Raw genomic sequence first — 21,095 nt, 5'->3', positions numbered from 1 at the left:
TTGTGGAATGAATTTTTTCGGAAACCTGAAGCTGTCCCTGAAGCTGCCGCTGATGCTCGTGGCGATCTCGCTGGTCGCGCTGACGATCATGGGGGGCACGGCCTATCGCGATGCGCGTGAGTTGCTCGCCAATGAGGGATCGGCCCGGCTCGAACGCACGCTGGCCACCCGTCTGCAAGAGATTGAGACATGGTCGGATCAGGTCGATGCCAATCTGCGCGCTTTCGCCGCGAGTGATGGCAGCCTGCAGGCGCTGCGCGAATTCCGGCTGGCCTGGCGGATGAAGGGCGAGGGTGTGGGCGAGGCGTTGCGCCGGGCCTATCCGCCGGTGGACCCGTTCTCGGATGAGCAGCGCGGCAAGACCGAAAGCGCGGATCTGCGCGATGGCTACGCGATGACCCATGCGCGGCTCAATCGCAGCCTCGTCGCGCAGGCCGAGCAGATGGGGTTTGACGATCTGCTGCTGGTCGATGAACTGGGCCAGGTGGTCTATTCGCTGCGCAAGGGCGATGCCTTTGCTCAGGACCTGAAGGCCGGGCCGCTTGCCGGTTCGCCGCTTGCCCAGACCGCTCTGGCTGCGCTGGGGGCCGGTTCTGGCGAAGTGTTCGCCTCGCCGCTCGTGGCCGAGGCGTCGGCTGCGCATGGTGTTTTTTATCTCGCGGCCCCGATGGAACTGAAGGCGAAAGCGCAATCCGGCGTCGTCGTGGCCCGGGTCTCCAGCGACCGGATCAACGAGGTGCTGGCGCGGGCCCGTGGATTGGGCGAGACCGGGCAGGCCTATCTTGTCGATGCTGCGGGCAAGCTCGCCAATCAGTTGCGCTTTGCTGACGGGGGCACGGTCCAGCAAGACGTGCCGACCAATGCGGCGGTCAAGGCGGCGCTTTCGGGGGACAGCGGCTTTCTGGAGTTGACCGGGCTTTCCGGCGTCGAGGCCGTTGCGGCCTATCGCCCGATGGATTTTCACGGCCAGCATTTCGCGGCCGTTGCCGAGCAGAACGCGGCCGAGGTTTTCGCGCCGGCAAAAGGGCTTGCAGGGTCCATGCTGTTCCATGGCGGCTGGAACCTCGCCGTCCTGGTGGTGATGGCCTCACTGATGGCACGGACGGTTTCGGAACCACTGCGCCGCCTCGTGCGCAGCATTATCCAGATCACGGAAGGCCAGCGCGATATCGAGGTGACCGGTCTTAAGCGCGGGGATGAGGTGGGCGACATCGCGCGCGCGCTCGATCATCTGCGTAGCGAACTGGTGCAGGCCGATGTCGCGCAGGTCGAGACCATGATGCAGAGCACCGCCTTCAACGCGTCGTCAGCGGCGATGATGATGGTCAACATGAACTTTGAGATTCTCTACTGCAACAAGTCGGTGATCAAGCTGATCTCGACCCATCTCGATGATTTCCAGACGGTCTACAAAGAGCTGGATCCCGATCGTATCATCGGGATGAACATGGATGTGTTCCACCGTGTGCCCGCCCATGCGCGAAGCGTCCTGACCGACCCCGCCAACCTGCCGTTTCGGACGGATATCATCGTCGGCCAAGGGCGCTTCGGCCTCGATGTCAGCGCAATTCATGGCGCGGACGGGCAGATGATCGGCTACGTGATCGAGTGGCGTGATGTCACCGAGCTGCGCATGCAACGCGCCCTGATCGACGCACTCGACACCACGCAATGCGTCTGTGAGTTTTCGCCCGACAACCGCGTCATGCGCTGCAATGAGAATTTCCGCAGGGCCTGGGCGCAGGATGAGGATGCGATCATCGGTCGCCGACTTCTGGAGTCGATCCGGATGGTAGATGGTGACGGAGCCTTTCGCGAGAAAATTTCAGCCTGCGAGCCGGTTATCGGCTGCTTCCACTTTACGCGTCATGACGGTGCGGAGATCATCCTTGAAGGCTCGATCACGCCGGTTCCCGATCGGAACAATCGGATCTTCAAGATTGTTATGATCGGCAGCGACGTGACCGAGGCGCAAGGGGCGCTCGCACAGGCCCGCGAGCGCAACGAGGCCATGATTGCCGAGCAGCGCAAGGTCGTCGAAGCCTTGCAGGTTGGCCTTTCGGCACTTTCGGATGGTGATCTGTCGTCCCAGATCGACACGCGTTTTCCGGAACAATATGAAGAACTGCGCGCGGACTTCAACGGAGCGGTGGAAAAGCTTTGCGCGGCGATGCAGGCCGTGATCGACAATGCCGCCTCGATCGACTGCGAGGCGCAGGAAATCTCGAAAGCGGCCGAGGACCTCAGCCGCCGGACCGAGCAGCAGGCCGCCACGCTTGAAGAGACTGCGGCGGCTGTCGATGAGCTGACCTCCTCGGTGAATTCGGCCACGGAGGGCGTGATCGAGGCCGATCGGGTCGTTGCCGAGGCCCGTGCGAGCGCTGAAGCTTCGGGTGAGGTTGTGTCGCAGGCCGTTGCGGCCATGAGCGAAATCGAAGACTCTTCGAAGCAGATATCCAAGATCATCAGTGTGATCGACGAAATCGCGTTCCAGACCAATCTGCTTGCGCTCAACGCCGGGGTGGAGGCCGCGCGGGCGGGCGAGGCGGGGCGCGGCTTTGCCGTCGTCGCCTCCGAGGTGCGGGCCCTCGCGCAGCGCTCCTCCGACGCGGCGCAAGAGATCGCGACGCTGATCACCGCTTCCAGCAATCATGTTTACAGGGGGGTTAACCTTGTCGATCAGACGGGGCAGGCCTTGAAGGGCATCCTGAATGCGGTGACCGACGTCGCAACGCGCGTCTCAGAGATCGCCGCGAGTTCGCGAGAGCAGGCTGCCGGCCTCTCGGAGATCAACCACGCGATGAACCAGCTCGATCAGGTGACGCAGCAGAACGTCGCCATGTTCGAGGAAACCACGGCCGCGAGCCATTCCCTGAGCCGAGGCGCAGAGAACCTGCGCGCGACCACCCGCCAGTTCCGAACCCCGCGTGGCGAAGAGGCCGCAACCAGCCGGACGCGCGAAGAGGAGCAGGACAGCCAGTGGAGGGCGAGCGCGCCGGCGCGCGTCGATTTTGCCTCGTCGCGAGCTGCGATTGCCGATGGAAACACGCTTCGCAAGGTTGAAGCCGACGATTGGCAGGACTTCTGACGAGGTGGGAGCAGTGATGCCTAGAGTTCGGGTTTTGATCGTCGATGACTCGCCAACGATCCGTCGGCTCATTCGGGCCCGCCTCGCGCCCGACCCTCGTTTGGTGGTCGTCGGAGAGGCGGAGGACCCGTATCAGGCGCGTGATCTGATCAAGGCTCTGAATCCCGATGTCCTGACGCTCGATGTCGAAATGCCGAGGATGAGTGGTCTCGCGTTTCTGGAAAAGCTGATGCGGCTGCGCCCGATGCCAGTTGTGATGATCTCCACCGAAACGCATCGAGGGTCTGCCGCGGCTTTGGAGGCGCTATCCCTTGGCGCTATTGAGTGCATCGGCAAGCCTGCTGGCGGGGTGACCCCATCCACATTCGCACAGCTTCCCGAACTCTTGGTTGCGGCGTCGGAGGTGAAATTCCGGGACAGGGAGCGACCGCAGCATTACCCCCCCGAAAACGGGTATGTGCCGAATGGAAAATTCCTGCTTCTGGGGTCTTCGACCGGAGGAGTCGACGCGCTTGAAACCATTCTCGGGGCGTTTCCGGAAAACTGCCCTCCGACCTTGATCACGCAGCATATGCCGGCGAGTTTCCTGGCGAGCTTTGCCGGGCGGCTTGATAAGCGTTTCAGGCCCCGAGTGTGCTTGGGAACGCATTGTGCTCAGTTAACCCCCGGCACCGTCTACCTCGCGCCCGGGGGAGCGTATCACCTCGCGCTCAGCCAAGGCGGGCCATTGCAGTGCTGCCTTGTCTCGGGAGACAAAGTGTCCGGTCACAGGCCCTCGGTCGATGTTCTGTTCAAGTCTGCGATTCCGCATGCCGCGCGCGCGGTGGCTGTGTTGTTGACCGGGATGGGCCGCGATGGCGCCGAGGGCCTCCTTCGGCTCCGAGAGGCTGGCGGCCATTGTGCGGCACAGGATAAAGCGACCTCGATCGTCTACGGGATGCCGCGCGTTGCCAAGGAGCGCGGCGCGGCCGAGGTCGTGTTGCCTCTTGAGCGGGTCGCCGAACATGTCTTGGCCGAATGCGGGAGTTTTGGCCAAGCGCGACTTTCTGGAGCAGGAAATGCGGCCTGAGAAGAACGGTTTCGAACAGGCGCCCCGCTATCTGTCGCAAGGCGAGTTTGCGATAGGCGACGCAAGAGCAACCCCTCTGACCACAATCTTGGGGTCCTGCGTTTCGGCCTGTCTGTTCGATCCGGTGCGCGGGGTCGGGGGGATGAACCATTTCCTGCTTCCAGAACAGCCGAAAGGCAGCGTGTCCGCCGCGAGTTTCGGGGCGCATGCCATGGAACTCCTGATCAACGAACTCATCAAAGCCGGGGCCGAACGACGCAATTTGCGGGCCAAAGTATTTGGTGGTGCGCGGATGATTTCTTCGGCATCGGATGTCGGACGGCGCAACGCACGATTTATTCAGGAGTTCCTAGCACGCGAAGCGATCGATTGTGTCAGTCACAGTCTTGGCGGGACGACCGCGCGAAAGATCATCTTTTGGCCAGAAAGCGGCAGGGTTCGCCAAAAACTCCTGGAGCAGGAGCCGCTGGTTCCAATCATTTCCCCGGCTCTAGAGATTCCCGAGATTGAACTGTTTTGACTGTCCTTGCGGTCGCTCGTATCGGGGAATTTCCGTAGGGAGCCTGTTGCCCAGTAGGTGGAAATCGCCAGAGGACTTTCGACACAGTTATAACCATTCGACCCCGCCCTGATCGGCATGGCTCTTGCAGAGGTTGACGTAAGGATCTAGGGTATTGACCAGTTCGTGGAGGCGCAACCCGCCAAACACTGCGGTTTTCTCCAGCAAGATGGCCGATGGGATCGCGTGCGCGGCCGCGAGACTGAAGTGCGCGAGATCTTCCAGCTTTTGGGTGATTGTATCGAGAGCCTGAATGTCGCGTACCGATTGCGGCGATAGCTGAATTGTTGGCCTCCCGAATGACAGTGCGTCTTGTACCTGTGCTGCGGACGCCGCCATTCGGTTCAGTTCCTCTGCAAGGCGCTCCAGTGTCGCACGCAATTCGATGGTTTCGGCGGGGTCGCTGTCTTTGTTCATGAGGCGTTTCATAGGCGACCTACGACGGCCTCGATGCAGCTGCGGAGTTCGTTCGGCGTAAAGGGTTTCTTCAGGAAATTGTTCATTCCAAGGCTGCGCCCGTGATCGATAATCGACTTCTCTGCTCTCCCGGTGATCAGAATGAAACCGGTGCGGTTGAGCTTTGGAGTGCTGCGCAGCGCGTGCAACAGTTGCAAGCCGTCCATCCCCGGCATGTTGTAATCTGAGATGACCAGATGGACCGGAGATTTGGACATCAGGCCCAGTGCCTCAGGGCCGTTGGAGGCATTGCTGATTTGTCGAATTCCCATAGAATCAAGGGCTTGTGTTAGTAGTCCGCGGCTGGTCGACATGTCATCGACCACCATGATGCGCAACTGGTCTCTCAGTGCCATGGTTGGCTCCCTTCGGGCCGCGAGGCCCTAAGTCTGTAGGTGGTGATTCCGGCTGTGTGGAGTCGGCTGTCCGGTCGTTGGGGGACACGTTCGGAATGCCCGACAAAAAGCCAGCCGCCCTCCGTGAGGGACTCCTCGAACCGGTGCCAGAGCCGGTTTTGGGCCTCCGCTGCGAAATAGATCACGACATTTCGGCAAAAGATGATCTCGAACCTGCCTTTCATCGGCCAGGTTTCGTGAAGATTCAGCTCTCTGTAGCTTACCAGCCTGCGCAGCGGTTCGCAGATCCTGAAATTTGTCCCTTCGGGCATCAAGTATTTGTGCTGATAGGGGGCGGGGATGCCTTCGATGGCGGCGCGGTCATAAAGACCGGCTCTGGCCTCGTGGATGACGGACGCATCAATGTCGGTTGCCAGAATGCGGATGTCGAGCTTTGCAAATTCCGGCTCGAGTTCGGCCAGAACCATGGCGATCGAATAGGCCTCTTGCCCGCTGGAGCATCCCGCTGACCAAATCCGAAGGCGGCCACCGCGCTTGGCCTTCGCGATCAGGGGCAGCAACGCGGTGTCCTTCAGAAAGTTGAAGTGATGGCTTTCGCGAAAGAATTGCGTGACGTTCGTGGTGAGCGCCGAGATCATCTCGCGAAGCTCATCGGACCCAGATGGCGAACGGATCAGGTCAATATAGCTGGCGTAGTCACGAAGGCCGCGGGCTCGCAGCCTCTTGGCGAGGCGTGACTGAACCATCGATGCCTTGCCAGGAGCAATCACAATACCGGCCGACCGCTGGATGAGATCGGAGATTGCCGCGAATTCCGATGCATCTAGCGCGGGGGGAGGTCCGGAGGTTTGAGTGATGCCACTCATGCGGCGGCCTCCGAATTCTCTCCGGGAAGAACCGCCCCAAGATCAAGCACGCGGATCATGCGGTTCTCGACGATCGTCAGAGCCGAGATGAAACAGGCCGCGCGATCGTCTGCAATTTCGGGCGGGGCCTGAAGGGCTTCGTTGCTGACCGCGAGAATGTCGGAGACCGCGTCCACCAGCAGGCCGGCGGTATGGGTTCTGTTCTGCACCACGATGATGACGTTTCGGGCGTCGCCTGTGATCGGCGGCATGCCGAGCCTGACCGAGAGGTCGACGACCGGCAGCACCGTGGCGCGCAGGTTGATCACCCCGCGCACGTATTCGGGTGCATGCGGCAGCGGGGTTGCACGGGTCCACCCCCTGATTTCGCGGACCGACATGATGTCGACGCTGTATTCTTCTCCGCCGAGGCGGAAGGAAAGAAGCTCGACTTCTGCTTTGGTCGTTTTGCTGAGGTCGTCGGTCATGAAGTCATCCTGCGAGAGAGAGATCATTACGTTTGTGGCGGGTGCTGCTTTGCGAGGCCAGGTCTGCCGGATCGAGGATCAGGGCGATTTGTCCATCGCCGAGGATCGTTGCGGCGGCGATGCCGGGAATGTGGCCGTAGCTTCGTTCGAGCCCTTTTATAACCACTTGTCGTTGCTCGATAATTGCATCGACGACCAGGGCGGAGCGGGTTCCGTCTTCTTTCGAGGTGAACAGGACGATGTCGCCCACGTAGCTCTGTTTCGGGGCGCGGTAGCCCAGCTCGGCCCCGAGATCGAGCAGGCGGATGAAGTCACCGCGCATATGAACCACATGCGTGCCCGGGTGCAGCATGCGGATGTCGTCCGGCGTGAGGGTCGCGGTTTCGAGAATCGAAGAAAGCGGGATGACGAGGGTCTCGTTTGCGACCGAAATCACCATCCCGTCGAGAACCGCGAGGGTGAGCGGTAGCGAGATCGAGAAGCAACTGCCCTTGCCACGTTCGGAGCTGATCGCGATCCGCCCGCCAAGGGCGATGATCGCCGAGCGCACGACATCCATGCCAACGCCTCGGCCCGACAGGTTGGAAACCTCGGTCGCGGTTGAGAACCCGGGCAAGAATAGCAGGTTGTCGATTTCGCTGTCGGAAAGCTGGGCTTCGGGCGGGATCAAGCCCTTGGAGGTGGCGATCGCCCGCACACGGTCGCGGTCGATGCCCGCGCCGTCGTCGCGGATCTCGATGATCACGCGGCCGGAGCGGTGCTGGGCGGAGAGCGTAATGCTGCCCTCTGCAGGCTTCCCCGCCGCGAGCCGCGCCTGCGGCGTTTCAAGCCCGTGATCGACCGCATTGCGGATCATGTGGGTGAGCGGGTCGGCCAGTCGCTCGATCACGGTCTTGTCGACTTCCGTCGTCTCGCCGTCGGTGCGGAAGCGAACGTCTTTGCCGGTGCTCGCGGCGGCTTCGCGCACGATCCGGGCCATGCGTTGGAACAGGGGTTTGACGGGTTGCGCGCGGATCATCATCACGCTGTCCTGGATGTCGCGCGTGAGCATCATGAAGGCCTCGAGCCCGGTCATCACCGCCGAATTCGGGGCGAGGCCGGCCTCGTTGACACTTTGCGCGAGCATGGCCTGGTTGATGACAAGTTCTCCGACGAGGTTGACGAGCCGGTCGATGCGTTCGAGATCCACGCGGACGGTTGGCGATTTCGCCTCGCTTGTGGGGGGGGCGGTCGCCTTTTCGGCGGTGGCTGCGGGCACGCTTTGGGTCGTGACCGGCGCAGGAACCGCCTCTGGTTCGGAGGGCGGGGGCGGCATGAACGGGGGCGGCTCGGGGGCAGGCTCCGGCAGGTCAAGAACAGGCAGGTCGTCCAGCGAAATCTCGAGCTCGGACAGGTCCTCGACGAAATCGAAGACCTCGCGGACCTCGGCTTCGCTGACAGTGCCCGTCAGCCGGATCGTCCATGACAGATAGGGCCGTTCGGGGTCGAGCGTGAGCAGGTCCGGCAGATCATCGCTGTCGCAGGTGATCTCGGTCTCGCCCAATGCGGCCAGTGCGCGCAGTATATAGCCCGGCTCGTTTCCCGATTGATAGAGGCCGTCGAGGGGCCGAAAACGGATCAGGTAGCTCGTGGCGTCCGGTTCGGCGCCGAAGCTGTCGAGATCAAATCCAAGCCCCATGGGCTGGAAATCGGAGACCTCTTCCTCGGTGCCCGTAGGGGCGTCGATCAAGGCTTCGAGGGCGTGCAGGCAGGGCTCGCTCTCGGAGGGCGGGGCCTGGTTGTCGCGCGCTGCGCGGACGTGATCTTGCAGAAGGTCGGCGGCGTGGAAGAACAGCTTGATCGCCTCGGGGCTCGCGTCGAGGCGCCCCGCGCGCAGCTCGTCCATGACGGTTTCAAACCGGTGGGCAAAACCGACCAGCGCATCCAGCCCGAAGGCCCCGGCGCCGCCCTTGATCGAATGCACGGCGCGAAAGACGACGTTGATTGTCTCGCTGTCCTTGGCGCCGTTTTCCATATCGGCCAGCGCGTCCTGCAGGCTTTCCAGCAACTCCTCGCATTCGATGAAGAAGGAGGCGCGAATCTCGGTCATCGGGTCGTTGCTCATCTCTCCCTCCGCTCAGCCGGCGACCATATGCAGGGCTTTGAGCAGTTTCTCGGGGTCGAAGGGCTTGACGATCCATCCGGTGGCGCCGGCGGCGCGGGCGCGCGCCTTCAGCTCGGGCGCGGATTCCGTCGTCAGGACAAGGATCGGCGTGCCGCGATACTGGTCTTGCCGCCGCACCGCCTCGATGAAGCCGAAACCGTCGAGCCGCGGCATGTTGATGTCGGAGATGATTGCGTCGGGGCGCAGCCCTTCCAGAACCTCAAGCCCGTGCACCCCATCCTCGGCCAGATGCAGCTCGACCCCGGCTTTGGTCAGGGCAAGCCGCAGCATGTCGCGGATGGTGCGGCTGTCATCGACGGCGAGAACGGTCAGGCTCATGACGCTTCCTTGGTTTGCAACTGATCGAGAGAGAGGCCGAAGAGGGCGATCGCCGCGTCGAAGGCGGTGCTGCGGGCCGAGAAGGTAAGGGGCAGGCCGGCGTCACGCCAATCTTGCGCCCCGGCCAACAAAAGCTGCAGGCAAAGGCCCCCGACGAACTGCACGCCGCCTGCGTCGAGGGTCAAGGCGCCGCCCCGGTGGCCCCGCAATGCCTCGGCCAGGGGGCGCGCCGCGGCCATGTCCAGACGGGGGGCAAGCATCAACTCTACCATCGTGCGCCCTCCGCCAGAGAAGAAAGTGAAACCCGCATCGCCAGCGCCCTTTCATGCTTCGATCCATGAGCCTTAGCGGCAAGCCGTTAAGATAGGCTTGACGCCCGCAGGGTCGCTTCTCAACCTCGGAGGTCGGAATCCGCGCATGGTGGTGCCTTGGGGCGGGCTACAAAAGGATCAGGGAACGCTTGCGGAGGGCGCAATGGAAGAAGTGGTTGATCGTCGGGGACGTCGTGGCGGTGGCGGAGCTGCACGGCGGGCAGAGCGCACGGCGGTGCGCGTCGAATTCGCGCGCTATATCGAGCGCAACATCCCGAACCTCGAAATCCTGAACGAAGAGGCACTCGAGATCATCGAGGCCAATGCCGAGACGGTGCTGGCCGAGATCGGCGTGAATTTCGTTGAAAACCCCGCCGCGCTGGATCTGTGGCGCGAGGCGGGGGCCGAGGTTGACGGCGAGCGCGTGCGCATCCCGCGCGGCCTTGCGCGCAAGCTGTGCGCCACCGCGCCGCATGAATTCACCCAGCACGCCCGCAATCCCGCGCGCAACGTGGTGATCGGCGGGCGCAACCTGGTGCTTGCGCCGGTTTATGGCCCGCCCTTCGTGCGTGACCTGAACGGTGGGCGCCGCTATGCCACGATCGAGGATTTCCGCAATTTCGTGAAGCTCGGCCAGATGTCGAAATGGCTGCACCATTCGGGCGGAACCGTCTGCGAGCCGACCGATGTCGCGGTGAACAAGCGCCACCTCGATATGCTGCACGCGCATATGACGCTCTCGGACAAGCCCTTCATGGGCTCGGTGACCGAGCCTTCGCGGGCGGCCGACAGTGTCGAGATGGCCAAGATCCTGTTCGGCGACGCGTTCGTCGACCAGAATACGGTGATGACCTCGCTGGTCAATATCAACTCGCCGCTGACCTTTGACGCGACGATGATGGGCGCGCTGGAGGTCTATGCCCGGGCGAACCAGGCCTGCATCATCTCGCCCTTCATCGTGGGCGGCGCGATGGCGCCGGTCTCGGTGGCTGGCACGCTCACGCAGGTGCTGGCCGAAGTGCTGGCGGGCGTGGCCTATAGCCAGCTGATCCGCCCCGGCGCCCCGGTGATTTTCGGCGCGTTTGTGACTTCGATCGACATGAACTCGGGCGCGCCGACTTTCGGGACGCCCGAAGCCGCGCAGATCACGCTGGGCGCGGGGCAACTGGCCCGGCGCCTCGGGCTGCCCTATCGCTCGGCCGGCGGCTTCACTGGCTCGAAACTGCCCGACGCGCAGGCCGCCTATGAAACCTCGAACACGCTCAATACCGGGCTCCTGGCGGGGGTGAACTTCATGCTCCACGCCTGTGGTTGGCTGGAAGGCGGGCTGGTGTCGTCTTACGAGAAATTCGTGATGGATGCCGACCAGCTGGGCTACCTGCATCGTCTCGCCGCTGGCGTCGACGTGAGCGCGAACGGTCAGGCGATGGAGGCGATCCGCGAGGTCGGCCCGGGTGGGCATTACCTTGGCTGCGATCACACCCAGGCCAATTTCAAGGACGCTTTCTGGAAAACCGAGGTGCTGGATTACAAGCCCTTCGAAACCTGGGAAGAAGAGGGCGCGCGCGACACCTATGCGCTGGCCCATGCACGCGTGCGCAAGATGCTCGAGACCTATCAGGCGCCCGACATTGACCCCGGCATCGCCGAGGCATTGGCCGACTATGTCGCGCGCAAGAAGGCGGCCGTTCCGGACGCCTTCCTCTGAACAGACTAACAAGACGAGCGGAGGGGGGCGTTGCCCCCCCGCGCTTTCGCGCCCCCCCAGAGTATTTACCGCTCGATGAAACAGGCTTTCACTGAGCCTGAAATACGCCGGGGTGAATGGCCGTCAGGCCAGAGGGGCAGCGCCCCTAGTCGGCGCGGATCAGGGGCCGGATCTTGAGCTGGGTGATCCGGTTTTCCTTGCGCTCGCTCACCTCGAAACGGAAGCCGTGGAAGGCAAAGACCTGGCCCTCATAGGGAATGGTCTGTGCTTCGTGGATCACCAGCCCCGCGACCGTGTTTGCCTCATCATCGGGCAGCGACCAGTCGGTCTCACGGTTGAGGTCGCGGATCGTCATCGCGCCCTCGACGATATAATCGCCGCTTTCGGTGGGCTTGAGGCGGTTTTCGGCCTTGGGGTCGAATTCATCCGCGATCTCGCCGACGATTTCCTCAAGGATGTCCTCGAGCGTCAACAGCCCGCGCAGGTCGCCATATTCATCGACCACCAGCGCGAAATGCGTGTGGCGCTTGAGGAATTCGCGCATCTGTTCATCAAGCGGCGTGGTTTCGGGGATGAAATAGGGCTTCATCGCCACTTTCATCACATTCAGATCGGCGATGCTTTTGAGCGTGCCATCGCCGCCGCGCATGATCTTTTCGACCGCGCGCAGGAGGTCCTTGGCGTGGATGACGCCCACGACATTCTCGCGCTCGCCGCGATAGAGCGGCAGGCGCGTATGCGACGAGGCCAGAACCACGCTCAGGATTTCATCCGGGTCGGCATCGGCATCGACCATCTCGATCTGGCTGCGGTGGAGCATGATCTCGTCGACCGTGCGCTCGCCCAGATCCAGCGCGCCCAGAAGGCGGTTGCGGTCTTCCTTGTCGATATTGCCCTCGGAGGCACCGATCGCGAGCGCGCCGGCGATCTCCTCCTGCACCGAGAACATGTGCTGGTCGGCATCGGTGCGCACGCCAAAGGCAAAGAGAATGCCGCGCACGATCTGGCGCACGATGCTCACGATCGGGGCGAGCAGCAGCGTCACCAGCCGGATCGGCGCGGCCACGCGCGAGGCGACCTGCTCGGGCAGGGTGATCGCGTAGGTTTTCGGCAGCACCTCGGCAAAGACCAGCACCAGCGCCGTCATCACCAGCGTCGCCAGCGCCACGCCCGAGTCGCCGAAGAGCCGCGTGAACAGCGCGGTCGCCAGCGAGGCCGAGAGGATGTTGACGACGTTGTTGCCCAGCAAGATCGCGCCGATCAGGCGCTCGCTGTCTTCGGTGACCTGCATCGCCTTTTCGGCGCCCGCGTCGCCCTTGTCGGCGCGCGCGCGCAGCTTGGCGCGGCTGGCCGCCGTCAGGGCGGTTTCCGAGCCCGAGAAGAAGGCCGACATCAGCAAGAGCAGCGCGATGGCGCCCGCGGTCAGCCAGAAGGCGCTGTCGAGGAGGGGAATGATCTGATCCATGAGCGAGTTATGGGGCCGCCTGCGGGTCCGTTCAAGAGGACTTGGATGGCTTTGCCAGCGGGTGATGCTCCAGCACCAGAGATTTCAGCCGTTCGTCGAGGACATGGGTGTAAATCTCGGTGGTGGAAAGGTCGGCGTGGCCCAAGAGCGTCTGAATCGCGCGCAGGTCGGCACCGCCTTGCAGAAGATGGGTCGCGAAGGCATGGCGCAGCACATGCGGCGTGACGCGTGCGGGGGGTACACCCGCCTCGACCGCGAAGTCCTTGATCAGGCGGAAAAAGCTCTGGCGGGTCAGGTGGCCGTCCTTGCCCGAGGAGGGAAACAGGAAGCGCGAGGGCGGGGTGCGGTGACGGACCCGCGCCTCTTCCTCGGCGGCGTCGCGGCAGGCGAGCCAATCGGCCAGCGCGGCCTGCGCGGGCGGCGACAGCGGCACCATCCGCTCTTTCCCGCCCTTGCCGCGAATGAGCAGCATCTCGGGACGCCCACGGGCGGCGGCGACGGGCAGGCTGACCAGCTCGCTCACCCGCATGCCGGTGGCGTAGAGCAACTCCATCAGGCAGCGGTTGCGCAGCTGGTCCGAGACGGTGCGGCCATGATCGCGCGCGGCCTCCAGAAGGCTTTCGACCTCGTCGATGGTCAGCGTCTTGGGCAGGCGCTGCGCGCGCCCCGGCCCCGAAATCCGGATCGCCGGGTTGTCGGCGCGCCAACCCTCGTCATAGGCGAACCGGAACAATTGCCGGATCGCCGAGAGCCTGCGGGCGCGGGTCGATTTGGCCAGCCCCTCGGCCTCGCAGCGGATCAGATAGGTCTCGATATCGCCGCGTTCCAGCGTTTCCAGTTGCAGGTTCTTTGCTTCAACAAAGCCAAGGAAGTTAGCGAGATCGCGACCATATCCAAGGACTGTGTTGGGCGAGGCTCCGACCTCGGCGACCTGTGCCTCAAGGAAGGTGGCGACCCAGCGCAGGTTGGGCGGCGCGCTCATCCGCGCCGCTCCAGGATCAGCAGTTCCAGCGCCGCGCGCCGCGCCTCGTCTTCAAGGCCCGACATCCGCAACAGCCGCAACCCGGCTTCGAGCCGCGTGTAATCGCCCTTGGCGCCCTCGGTCACATCGTCGAGCGCGCGCAACAGCGCGAGGCCCAACTGACCGGGCACGAGATCGCGATAGGCGTCGGGAAGGTTGGTGGCGTTGCGGTCGAAGACGCGCTTCAGCAAGAGCCCAAGCTGATCCTGCGCGGGGATGCCTGCGGTCGAGCCGCGCGCGAGCCCGATCAGGAGCCGCTCGTCGAGATCGGTGGGGGTATGGGCCTGCGCGATCTTTTCATAGGCGGGCGACAGAAGCCCGATCCGGAAGGCCAGCGCGCGGGTTTCGGGCGGCAGTTCGAGCTTGGCCAGATCCTCGCCCCAGAGCCGCCCAAGGAGCGGCTCCAACTCGACCGTTTCCATCAGCGCATAGGCTTCGGGCAGGATCTCGGCGACGGTCTCGGTTTCGCCCGCGCGCATCGCGGCATCGAGGCGGCTCATCGCGCGCACCCGGTCCCAGAGCGCCCCCGAGGGGCCCGAGTCATTCTCGGTATAAAGCCCGAGCATCTGGTTGGCATCCAGAACGCCCGTGCGTGCCAGCCGTTCGCCGGCCTCAAGCCGCGCCTTCCAGCCGTTATTCGCGCGCAGGTCGGACTGCGCGAAAGCCACCGGCAGGTCGTTCGTGGGCAGGGGCTCGCCGATCGCCTCCATCATGCGGAACACCAGCGGCGAGGGGCGCGAGGGCGGCGGCAGGGGGCCGGCGTCGTCCAGCTCGGGTTCAAGGAAGCGTTCCAGCAGCGCGTCGGTTTCGGGCGGCAGCGGCTCCAGCACGCGCCCGGTGCCGAACAGAAGCGCCGCCGCCTCCCAGTCGCCGCCGCGCGCAAGGCAGAACACCCGCGCCTGTAGCGAGGGCGCGATCAGCGGGCTTTCGGCCATCGCCTCGCAGGCGCGATCCTCTTCACCGATCAATAGCGCCGCGTCGAACCGGCGGCGGAAAATCTCGGGATGGTTCGCAGGCGCCTCGGCCAGCATCGCCAGCGCCGGTTCCAGCGCGCCAAGGTCCAGCAGCTTGTCGACCCGCGCGAGGAACAGCAGCCCGCTGGCGCGTTTGTCCGATTGCTCGGGCGGCGCCAGCTCGGCCAGCAATAGCTCCATCAACAGGCCCTGGATCGCGGGCAGGGTATCGGCGCGCTCCTTGCGCAGCATCGCGGCCAGTTCGGCCTCGGGCGAGCTGCCCCAAAGATCGCGCGGCAGACCCGTGCGGCGGGCGCTCAGCAAGCCGATCGCATCCGGCGTCGGCGCATCAAGCGAAAACACCGCCACATCCTCGAGGCGCAGCCCCGAAGACACCGGTGCCTCGCCGATCACCGGCGGCAGCACCGGGCGCGAGGCATTGGGCTGGTCGCGATAGGTCGTGCCGGTCAGCACCGAGTTCGACAGCCAGTCGATCGCGGAAAGCGGATTGTCCTGCGCGGCGGCAGGCACGCCAAGCAAAAGCGCCGCGCTCAGCCACAGGCCGCGCAGGCGCAGGCGCGGATCAGCCGCCACTCTTGGCCCCCGTCAGATCGACCTCGATGCGTTGCTCGGAGGTCACCGGCGCCATGTTGCCGATATAGGCGTAGATCACCGTCCCGATCGCGGCGAGAAGGAGGAGGAGGAAAACGGCCTTGAGGATGCGCCCCATAATCTCTCTTTCGGTTCTGCTCTGTCTTGCGGTTTGCGCCGCTTGCCTGATTTGACCGCGCTGACGCGGCCTCTTCGATGTAATCGGGTCGATTATATATGGCAATTCCCCGAAGTTCACGCCATTGAAGGGCCCGGTGATCACGATTGCGCAAGCGCCCGCCGATCGGCGGTTCCTTGCGCGGGGCGGCGAGGGGGCCGATGCGGTGACAGGGCAGGAGCAAGTCGAGACGGAGCGCTACGGGCAGCTCAACCGGACGGTGGTTCTGGTGGGGATGATGGGCTCGGGCAAGACCGCCGTTGGTACGGCGCTCGCGCGGCTTCTGGGTGTGCCGTTTCTGGACAGTGACGAAGAAATCGTGCGCGCCGCGCAGATGTCGGTTGCCGAGATTTTTGAGCGTGACGGCGAGCCGTTTTTCCGTGCCCGCGAGCGCGAGGTGATCGAGCGGCTTCTGTCTGGCCCGCCCGCGATCGTCTCGACCGGCGGCGGGGCCTTCATCTCGCCCGAGAACCGCGAGATGATCGCGCGCATGGGGGTTTCGGTCTGGCTCAAGGTCGATGCCGATCTGCTCTGGCAGCGCGTGCGCCACAAGAACACGCGCCCGCTTTTGCGCACCGCCGATCCGCGCCGGACGTTGAATGAATTGCTGGCCCAACGCGAGCCCGCCTATGCGCAGGCGCAGATCGCGGTGGAGGCGGAAGAGGGGCTGAGCGTGCTGGATATGGCGCAAAAGGTGGCGCGCGCGCTGGCCGCCGCGCCGGGACTGTTCGAGGAGAAAGCATGATGCGCAACACGGTCGGGGTGGAACTGGGCGAACGCTCGTATGAGGTGCGCATCGGCACCGGGCTGCTGGAGACCGCAGGCGCCGAGATCGCGCCCCTGCTGCGCCGCCCGCGCGTCGCGGTGATCACCGACGAGACCGTCGGCGCGCTGCATCTGGAGGCGCTGCGCAAGGGGCTGGGCGACATCGAGATGGTCAGCCTCGCGCTGCCCGCGGGCGAGGCCACCAAGGGCTGGCCGCAGTTCACCCGCGCGGTCGAATGGCTGCTGGAACAGAAGGTCGAGCGCAAGGATATCGTCGTGGCCTTCGGTGGCGGCGTGATTGGTGACCTCGTGGGGTTCGCGGCTGCCGTGCTGCGCCGGGGCGTGCGTTTCGTGCAGATCCCGACCTCGCTTCTGGCGCAGGTCGACAGCTCGGTCGGCGGCAAGACCGGGATCAATGCGCCCCAAGGCAAGAACCTGATCGGCGCCTTCCATCAGCCGAGCCTCGTGCTGGCCGATATCGGCATTCTCGACACGCTGCCCGAGCGCGATTTCCTCGCGGGCTATGGCGAGGTGGTGAAATACGGGCTTCTGGGTGATACGGCTTTCTTCGACTGGCTCGAGGCGAATGCGCCGGCGATGGCGGCGGGTGACAAGGACGCGCGGCTTTATGCGGTGACGCGCTCGGTGCAGATGAAGGCCGAGATCGTCGCGCGCGACGAAACCGAAGAGGGCGACCGCGCGCTTTTGAACCTCGGCCACACTTTCTGCCACGCGCTGGAAAAGGCCACGGGCTATTCCGACCGGCTGTTGCATGGTGAGGGCGTGGCGATCGGCTGCGCGCTGGCCTTTGAACTGAGCCAGCGTCTCGGCCTGTGCAGCCAGGAGGCGCCGAGCCGCGTGCGCGCCCATTTGCGCGACATGAAGATGAAGGTGGATCTGTCTGATATTCCCGGGGAATTGCCGGATGCCGACGCATTGATCGAGCTCATGGGACAAGACAAGAAAGTGCTCGATGGCAAGCTGCGCTTCATCCTTGCGCGCGGGATCGGCGAGGCTTTTGTGACCTCGGACGTGCCGCGTGACGTGCTGAAAACGGTGCTGGTCGAGGCGCTGGCCGCGCGCGGCTAAAGCGCGGCAGAAACGGTCCGTAAAACCCGGCAGAGCAAAAGAAAAGGGCGTCGGCCAAGGACTGGCCGACGCCCGTTTTCGTCAGGACAGACCGATCAGAAAGCGGCCAGAACCGTTTGCGACACGGCGCTATGGGCCGGGTTCATGATCGCGTCGGCAACGCTGTTCATCGGAACCTTGGTGCCCATGCCGCCGATCGGGAAGGTCAGGCCGATGCGCACGGTATCCATGTCGCCATCGCCCATGCCGTCCACCGACAGGTCGGTGCGGGCCAGTTCGAGCGAGGCGAACGAGTTCACCTTGATCAGCGCCGAGGTGTCATAGCTAACACCGATGCCGTAGCTGTCGAGATCCGCATCAAGCCCGCCGAAGTCGATCGAGCTGTTGGCATAGCCCGCGAAGACCGTCCAGTTCGGGGTCATATCATAGGCCGCCGCGACGCCGAGGAAGTCGAGATCCATATCGTCGCCCGGGATGCTGACCGTGGTGCGGGTGAAAGCACCGGCCAGAACCAGGTTCTGCATCGGCGCATATTTGCCCGCGATCCCGAAGTCGTGGATGTCAACGTTGCCCGGCAGGTCGGGGCTGGTGTCGGAGACGCCGACGAAGGCGCTGACATCGCCCTTGGCAAAGGCATAGCCGCCGCTCACGCCGTAAGAGGTCAGCGTGATGTCGAGGGGCAGCATGTCGGTCGTGATCTTGCCCTGTTCGGCATAGACACCGAACGAGAAGCCGTTGCCGAAGGCATAGGCCACATCGGCACCGATGACCGAGGCGCCGATCGTGTCGGGGGCACCGTCGATGTCGATGCGGGCAGCGTCAAGACGCGCGCCGAAGCTGATGCCATTGCCGACATCAACCTTGATGCGACCGTCGAAGGTCAGGGTGTCGACATCGAGGTCAAGATCGGAGATGTCCGAGAACCCGTAGCCGAGGGTCGCGCCACCGGTGATGTCTTGGGCATAGGCGGCCGCAAAGGGCGCCGCGCTGAGCGACAGGGCGGCAAGCAGAGTGAGTGAGCGTTTCATGTTTCCCTCCAGAAATGCATTAATGTCCTATTTACGAAGGTTAACACGCGGGCATTGAGTCTGCAATTTGGTGCCAGACAAGACATTGAATTTAAATGGTTTGTTGTGTTTCTGTGACATGTGACATATGCGCGCAGCGCGGATTTGACAGAGGGCACACGATACCCCCTCGGGCGCGTTCCATGACGAAGTGCGGGGCGGACGCTTTGGCGCGCGTGAAGAAAACTGTTTGTGAACAGCGATTTCGGGCGGATACTTTCCCTTAGGGCAACGCGTTTGTCCGCGAACAGGGAGAATAGACATGCCACGAAAATCAACGATGCGGCGCGCTTTCGGCGCGGCGCTTGGATGCTTGTTCGGGTTGGCCGCGAGCCCGGTTCTGAGTGCTGAGTATGACCTTGAAGAATTGCGCGCCAATGCCGAGAAATATCAGGATGTGAATGTGGCCCTGGCCGAGGGCTATATTCCCGACCCGTCGGGGATGTGCGTTTATGCCGCCGCCGAGGGGCTTCCGCCCGAATGGGGCGGCATGGGTATCCACTATCTGCGCCCCGATCTGCTGAAGCTCGCTCCGCCCGGCGGGCGTGTCGATGGCGCGAGCACGCATACCGATTTCATGCAGCCCGCGATCCTTCTTTATGAACCGCAGGCGGATGGGTCGATGGTGCTGGTCGGGATCGAGAACCTCGTGTTCGAGGCAGCCTGGAAAGCCGAAGGGAATGACGGGCCGCCGATGACGAGCGGGCGGATGTGGGACCATATGGCGGATAATCCCGACACGCCCGGCGATGAGGCGCATGGGTTCATGCCGCATTACGACCAGCATGTCTGGCTGTTCCGCGACCATCCGAGCGATCCGCTCTTGCCGTTCAACCCGAACGTCACCTGCGAGCACGCGCCGATGCACAGCAACTAAACGAAAACGGCGCGGAGAGATCCGCGCCGCTTGGATTTGGGTGCACCTTTGGGTGCGCGGGCCGCAGCCTTCGGGCCTGGCCCTCAGGCGTTCGCGGCTAAAATCCTTCCACTGGAAGGATTTTGCGGCCCCGAGGGGCGCCGCCGCTCACTCCCATTCAATCGTGCCCGGGGGCTTCGAGGTGATGTCGTAGGTCACCCGGTTGATGCCCTTCACCTCGTTGATGATCCGCGTCGCGGTCTCGCCGAGGAATTCATGGCTGAACGGGTAGTAATCGGCGGTCATGCCGTCCACGCTCGTCACTGCGCGCAGCGCGCAGGCGTAGTCATAGGTGCGCCCGTCGCCCATCACGCCCACGGTGCGCACGGGAAGGATCGCCACGAAAGCCTGCCAGATGTCATCATACAGCCCGTGCTTGCGGATCTGGTCGATATAGACCGCATCCGCCTTGCGCAGGATTTCCAGCTTCTCGCGGGTGATCTCGCCGGGGCAGCGAATGGCAAGGCCCGGCCCCGGGAAGGGGTGGCGGCCGATGAAGGACGCCGGCAGGCCCAGTTCATGACCCAGCGCGCGCACCTCGTCCTTGAACAGTTCGCGCAGCGGCTCGACCAGCTTGAGCCCCATCTTTTCTGGCAGCCCGCCCACATTGTGGTGCGACTTGATCGTGACCGAGGGCCCGCCCGAGAAGCTGACCGATTCAATCACGTCAGGGTAAAGCGTGCCCTGCGCCAGGAATTCGGCATCCTTGATGTCATTGGCGTATTTCTGGAACACGTCGATGAAGAGCCTGCCGATCGTCTTGCGCTTGACCTCGGGGTCGGAAACGCCTTCGAGCGCGCCGAGGAACAGATCGCTCTCGTCGGCATGGATCAGCTTGATGTTGTAATGGTCGCGGAACATTTTCACGACCTCTTCGGCTTCGTTCAGCCGCAACAGCCCGTGGTCGACGAAGACGCAGGTCAGCTGATCGCCGATCGCCTCGTGCAGCAAGATCGCGGTGACCGAGCTGTCGACGCCGCCCGAAAGCCCGCAGATCACATGCGAGTCGCCCACCTGCGCGCGGATCGCGTCAATCGCCTGCTGGCGATAGCCCGCCATCGTCCAGTCGCCGGTGAAGCCCGCCATGCGGATGAAGTTTTCGTAAAGCGTCTTGCCGTTCGGGGTGTGGTGCACCTCGGGGTGGAACTGCACGGCGTAGAAATTGCGCGCGAGATCCGCGGTGATCGCGAAGGGCGCGCCGGGCGAGGTGCCATAGACCTCAAAGCCGGGCGCGAGGCGGCTGACATGGTCGCCATGGCTCATCCAGACCTGCTCGCGGCCGGTGCCTTCCATGAACCAGCCGTTCAACAGGTCGATCCGCTCGGCGCCGGGCGTCACATAGGCGCGGCCGAACTCGGCGGTGTGGCTTTGGCCGGCTTCGACCAACCCGCCCAAATCCTGCATCATCACCTGCTGGCCATAGCAGATGCCGAGGATCGGCACGCCAAGCGTATAGGCGGATTTCGGCGGGCGGGGGGAGCCTTCACGGGTCACCGAATCCGGACCGCCCGAGAAGATGATCGCTTGGGGGGCGAAATCCTGCAGGAACGCGTCGGTGACGTTCTGATAGGGGTGGATTTCGCAATAGACGTTCAGCTCGCGCAGGCGGCGCGCAATCAGCTGCGTGACCTGAGAACCGAAGTCGATGATGAGGAGGCGTTGATGCTGGGTCATGTGCGGGGAATAGG

20 protein-coding genes are annotated in these 21,095 nt (G+C 63.8%); 7 read left to right on the top strand and 13 right to left on the bottom strand.

Annotated elements, in window-relative coordinates; genetic code table 11:
- The first annotated feature begins 7 nt into the window (after positions 1-7).
- Genes CLN94_RS07525 through CLN94_RS07515 form a run of 3 tightly spaced genes read left to right on the top strand, consistent with a single transcriptional unit; the run spans position 8 to position 4,677 of the window.
- Entirely contained in the window at positions 8-3,088 is a 3,081-nt protein-coding gene (locus CLN94_RS07525; RefSeq protein ID WP_096432739.1) for a methyl-accepting chemotaxis protein, read from the top strand.
- Positions 3,089-3,122: 34 nt separating this feature from the next.
- Entirely contained in the window at positions 3,123-4,157 is a 1,035-nt protein-coding gene (locus tag CLN94_RS07520) for a protein-glutamate methylesterase/protein-glutamine glutaminase (RefSeq protein ID WP_245845145.1), read from the top strand.
- The gene (locus tag CLN94_RS07515) at positions 4,117-4,677 is read left to right on the top strand and encodes a chemotaxis protein CheD (protein WP_179300264.1); all 561 of its coding nucleotides are present in this window, start codon (positions 4,117-4,119) and stop codon (positions 4,675-4,677) included. Before CLN94_RS07520 ends, CLN94_RS07515 begins: the two co-directional genes overlap by 41 nt.
- Positions 4,678-4,764: 87 nt before the next feature.
- Here CLN94_RS07515 and CLN94_RS07510 read toward each other — a convergent pair whose 3' ends face one another.
- Genes CLN94_RS07510 through CLN94_RS07480 form a run of 7 tightly spaced genes read right to left on the bottom strand, consistent with a single transcriptional unit; the run spans position 4,765 to position 9,615 of the window.
- A complete protein-coding gene (locus CLN94_RS07510) occupies positions 4,765-5,133 on the bottom strand; it encodes a hypothetical protein (RefSeq protein WP_143598889.1) in 369 nt (122 codons plus the stop codon).
- An 8-nt stretch (positions 5,134-5,141) separates the two neighbouring features.
- A complete protein-coding gene (locus CLN94_RS07505; protein ID WP_096432731.1) occupies positions 5,142-5,528 on the bottom strand; it encodes a response regulator in 387 nt (128 codons plus the stop codon).
- The gene (locus CLN94_RS07500) at positions 5,519-6,394 is read right to left on the bottom strand and encodes a CheR family methyltransferase (protein ID WP_096432729.1); all 876 of its coding nucleotides are present in this window, start codon (positions 6,392-6,394) and stop codon (positions 5,519-5,521) included. The genes CLN94_RS07505 and CLN94_RS07500 overlap by 10 nt, the downstream gene beginning before the upstream one ends.
- Positions 6,391-6,861: a chemotaxis protein CheW gene (locus CLN94_RS07495; protein ID WP_096432854.1), complete on the bottom strand. Its 471-nt coding sequence runs from the start codon at positions 6,859-6,861 to the stop codon at positions 6,391-6,393. Before CLN94_RS07495 ends, CLN94_RS07500 begins: the two co-directional genes overlap by 4 nt.
- A 4-nt stretch (positions 6,862-6,865) precedes the next feature.
- On the bottom strand, positions 6,866-8,965 hold the full coding sequence (locus CLN94_RS07490) for a chemotaxis protein CheA (protein ID WP_096432727.1): 2,100 nt from the start codon (positions 8,963-8,965) through the stop codon (positions 6,866-6,868).
- 12 nt (positions 8,966-8,977) lie between these two features.
- Positions 8,978-9,343, bottom strand: a complete 366-nt coding sequence (locus CLN94_RS07485) for a response regulator (protein WP_096432725.1) — start codon at positions 9,341-9,343, stop codon at positions 8,978-8,980.
- Complete coding sequence (locus CLN94_RS07480; protein ID WP_096432723.1) at positions 9,340-9,615, bottom strand: STAS domain-containing protein; 276 nt, start codon at positions 9,613-9,615, stop codon at positions 9,340-9,342. The genes CLN94_RS07485 and CLN94_RS07480 overlap by 4 nt, the downstream gene beginning before the upstream one ends.
- A gap of 202 nt (positions 9,616-9,817) precedes the next feature.
- Between CLN94_RS07480 and CLN94_RS07475 the strand changes: the two genes are divergently transcribed.
- Positions 9,818-11,362 (top strand): trimethylamine methyltransferase family protein, encoded by a 1,545-nt coding sequence (locus CLN94_RS07475; RefSeq protein WP_096432721.1) that lies wholly within the window; start codon positions 9,818-9,820, stop codon positions 11,360-11,362.
- 145 nt (positions 11,363-11,507) lie between these two features.
- On the opposite strand, the gene CLN94_RS07470 is transcribed toward CLN94_RS07475, so the two are convergent.
- Genes CLN94_RS07470 through CLN94_RS13980 form a run of 4 tightly spaced genes read right to left on the bottom strand, consistent with a single transcriptional unit; the run spans position 11,508 to position 15,531 of the window.
- Positions 11,508-12,827, bottom strand: coding sequence for an HlyC/CorC family transporter (locus CLN94_RS07470; RefSeq protein ID WP_096432719.1), 1,320 nt, complete (start codon positions 12,825-12,827; stop codon positions 11,508-11,510).
- Positions 12,828-12,858: 31 nt separating this feature from the next.
- On the bottom strand, positions 12,859-13,809 hold the full coding sequence (locus CLN94_RS07465) for a site-specific tyrosine recombinase XerD (protein WP_096432717.1): 951 nt from the start codon (positions 13,807-13,809) through the stop codon (positions 12,859-12,861).
- Positions 13,806-15,395 (bottom strand): hypothetical protein, encoded by a 1,590-nt coding sequence (locus CLN94_RS07460; RefSeq protein ID WP_245845143.1) that lies wholly within the window; start codon positions 15,393-15,395, stop codon positions 13,806-13,808. The genes CLN94_RS07465 and CLN94_RS07460 overlap by 4 nt, the downstream gene beginning before the upstream one ends.
- Positions 15,385-15,531, bottom strand: a complete 147-nt coding sequence (locus CLN94_RS13980) for a hypothetical protein (RefSeq protein WP_179300263.1) — start codon at positions 15,529-15,531, stop codon at positions 15,385-15,387. Before CLN94_RS13980 ends, CLN94_RS07460 begins: the two co-directional genes overlap by 11 nt.
- Positions 15,532-15,736: 205 nt before the next feature.
- Between CLN94_RS13980 and CLN94_RS07455 the strand changes: the two genes are divergently transcribed.
- Complete coding sequence (locus tag CLN94_RS07455) at positions 15,737-16,315, top strand: shikimate kinase (protein ID WP_096432850.1); 579 nt, start codon at positions 15,737-15,739, stop codon at positions 16,313-16,315.
- Positions 16,315-17,424 carry a 3-dehydroquinate synthase gene (gene aroB, locus CLN94_RS07450; RefSeq protein WP_096432848.1) on the top strand — a complete coding sequence of 370 codons (1,110 nt, stop codon included), beginning with the start codon at positions 16,315-16,317 and terminating at the stop codon, positions 17,422-17,424. Before CLN94_RS07455 ends, aroB begins: the two co-directional genes overlap by 1 nt.
- 95 nt (positions 17,425-17,519) lie before the next feature.
- Here the strand turns inward: aroB and CLN94_RS07445 are convergent, their stop codons facing one another.
- Entirely contained in the window at positions 17,520-18,452 is a 933-nt protein-coding gene (locus tag CLN94_RS07445) for an outer membrane beta-barrel protein (protein WP_096432715.1), read from the bottom strand.
- Between the two features lie 301 nt (positions 18,453-18,753).
- Between CLN94_RS07445 and CLN94_RS07440 the strand changes: the two genes are divergently transcribed.
- The gene (locus CLN94_RS07440) at positions 18,754-19,368 is read left to right on the top strand and encodes a hypothetical protein (protein WP_245845141.1); all 615 of its coding nucleotides are present in this window, start codon (positions 18,754-18,756) and stop codon (positions 19,366-19,368) included.
- Between the two features lie 147 nt (positions 19,369-19,515).
- Here CLN94_RS07440 and guaA read toward each other — a convergent pair whose 3' ends face one another.
- Positions 19,516-21,081, bottom strand: a complete 1,566-nt coding sequence (guaA, locus tag CLN94_RS07435; RefSeq protein ID WP_096432713.1) for a glutamine-hydrolyzing GMP synthase — start codon at positions 21,079-21,081, stop codon at positions 19,516-19,518.
- Between the last annotated feature and the right edge of the window lie 14 nt (positions 21,082-21,095).

The organism is Pseudothioclava arenosa, assembly GCF_002358085.1.
GTDB classification, from domain to species: Bacteria; Pseudomonadota; Alphaproteobacteria; order Rhodobacterales; family Rhodobacteraceae; genus Pseudothioclava; species Pseudothioclava arenosa.
Note: the sequence above shows the minus strand (reverse complement) of the source record. Positions and strands in the feature narration are given on the sequence as shown.

Bases quoted from the DNA above. Each gene is read 5' to 3' on its own strand.
- CLN94_RS07525 (WP_096432739.1), top strand. From the start codon at position 8: ATGAATTTTTTCGGAAACCTGAAGCTGTCCCTGAAGCTGCCGCTGATG.
- CLN94_RS07510 (WP_143598889.1), bottom strand. From the start codon at position 5,133: ATGAACAAAGACAGCGACCCCGCCGAAACCATCGAATTGCGTGCGACA.
- CLN94_RS07505 (WP_096432731.1), bottom strand. From the start codon at position 5,528: ATGGCACTGAGAGACCAGTTGCGCATCATGGTGGTCGATGACATGTCG.
- CLN94_RS07500 (WP_096432729.1), bottom strand. From the start codon at position 6,394: ATGAGTGGCATCACTCAAACCTCCGGACCTCCCCCCGCGCTAGATGCA.
- CLN94_RS07495 (WP_096432854.1), bottom strand. From the start codon at position 6,861: ATGACCGACGACCTCAGCAAAACGACCAAAGCAGAAGTCGAGCTTCTT.
- CLN94_RS07490 (WP_096432727.1), bottom strand. From the start codon at position 8,965: ATGAGCAACGACCCGATGACCGAGATTCGCGCCTCCTTCTTCATCGAA.
- CLN94_RS07485 (WP_096432725.1), bottom strand. From the start codon at position 9,343: ATGAGCCTGACCGTTCTCGCCGTCGATGACAGCCGCACCATCCGCGAC.
- CLN94_RS07480 (WP_096432723.1), bottom strand. From the start codon at position 9,615: ATGGTAGAGTTGATGCTTGCCCCCCGTCTGGACATGGCCGCGGCGCGC.
- CLN94_RS07475 (WP_096432721.1), top strand. From the start codon at position 9,818: ATGGAAGAAGTGGTTGATCGTCGGGGACGTCGTGGCGGTGGCGGAGCT.
- CLN94_RS07470 (WP_096432719.1), bottom strand. From the start codon at position 12,827: ATGGATCAGATCATTCCCCTCCTCGACAGCGCCTTCTGGCTGACCGCG.
- CLN94_RS07465 (WP_096432717.1), bottom strand. From the start codon at position 13,809: ATGAGCGCGCCGCCCAACCTGCGCTGGGTCGCCACCTTCCTTGAGGCA.
- CLN94_RS13980 (WP_179300263.1), bottom strand. From the start codon at position 15,531: ATGGGGCGCATCCTCAAGGCCGTTTTCCTCCTCCTCCTTCTCGCCGCG.
- aroB (WP_096432848.1), top strand. From the start codon at position 16,315: ATGCGCAACACGGTCGGGGTGGAACTGGGCGAACGCTCGTATGAGGTG.
- CLN94_RS07445 (WP_096432715.1), bottom strand. From the start codon at position 18,452: ATGAAACGCTCACTCACTCTGCTTGCCGCCCTGTCGCTCAGCGCGGCG.
- CLN94_RS07440 (WP_245845141.1), top strand. From the start codon at position 18,754: ATGCCACGAAAATCAACGATGCGGCGCGCTTTCGGCGCGGCGCTTGGA.
- guaA (WP_096432713.1), bottom strand. From the start codon at position 21,081: ATGACCCAGCATCAACGCCTCCTCATCATCGACTTCGGTTCTCAGGTC.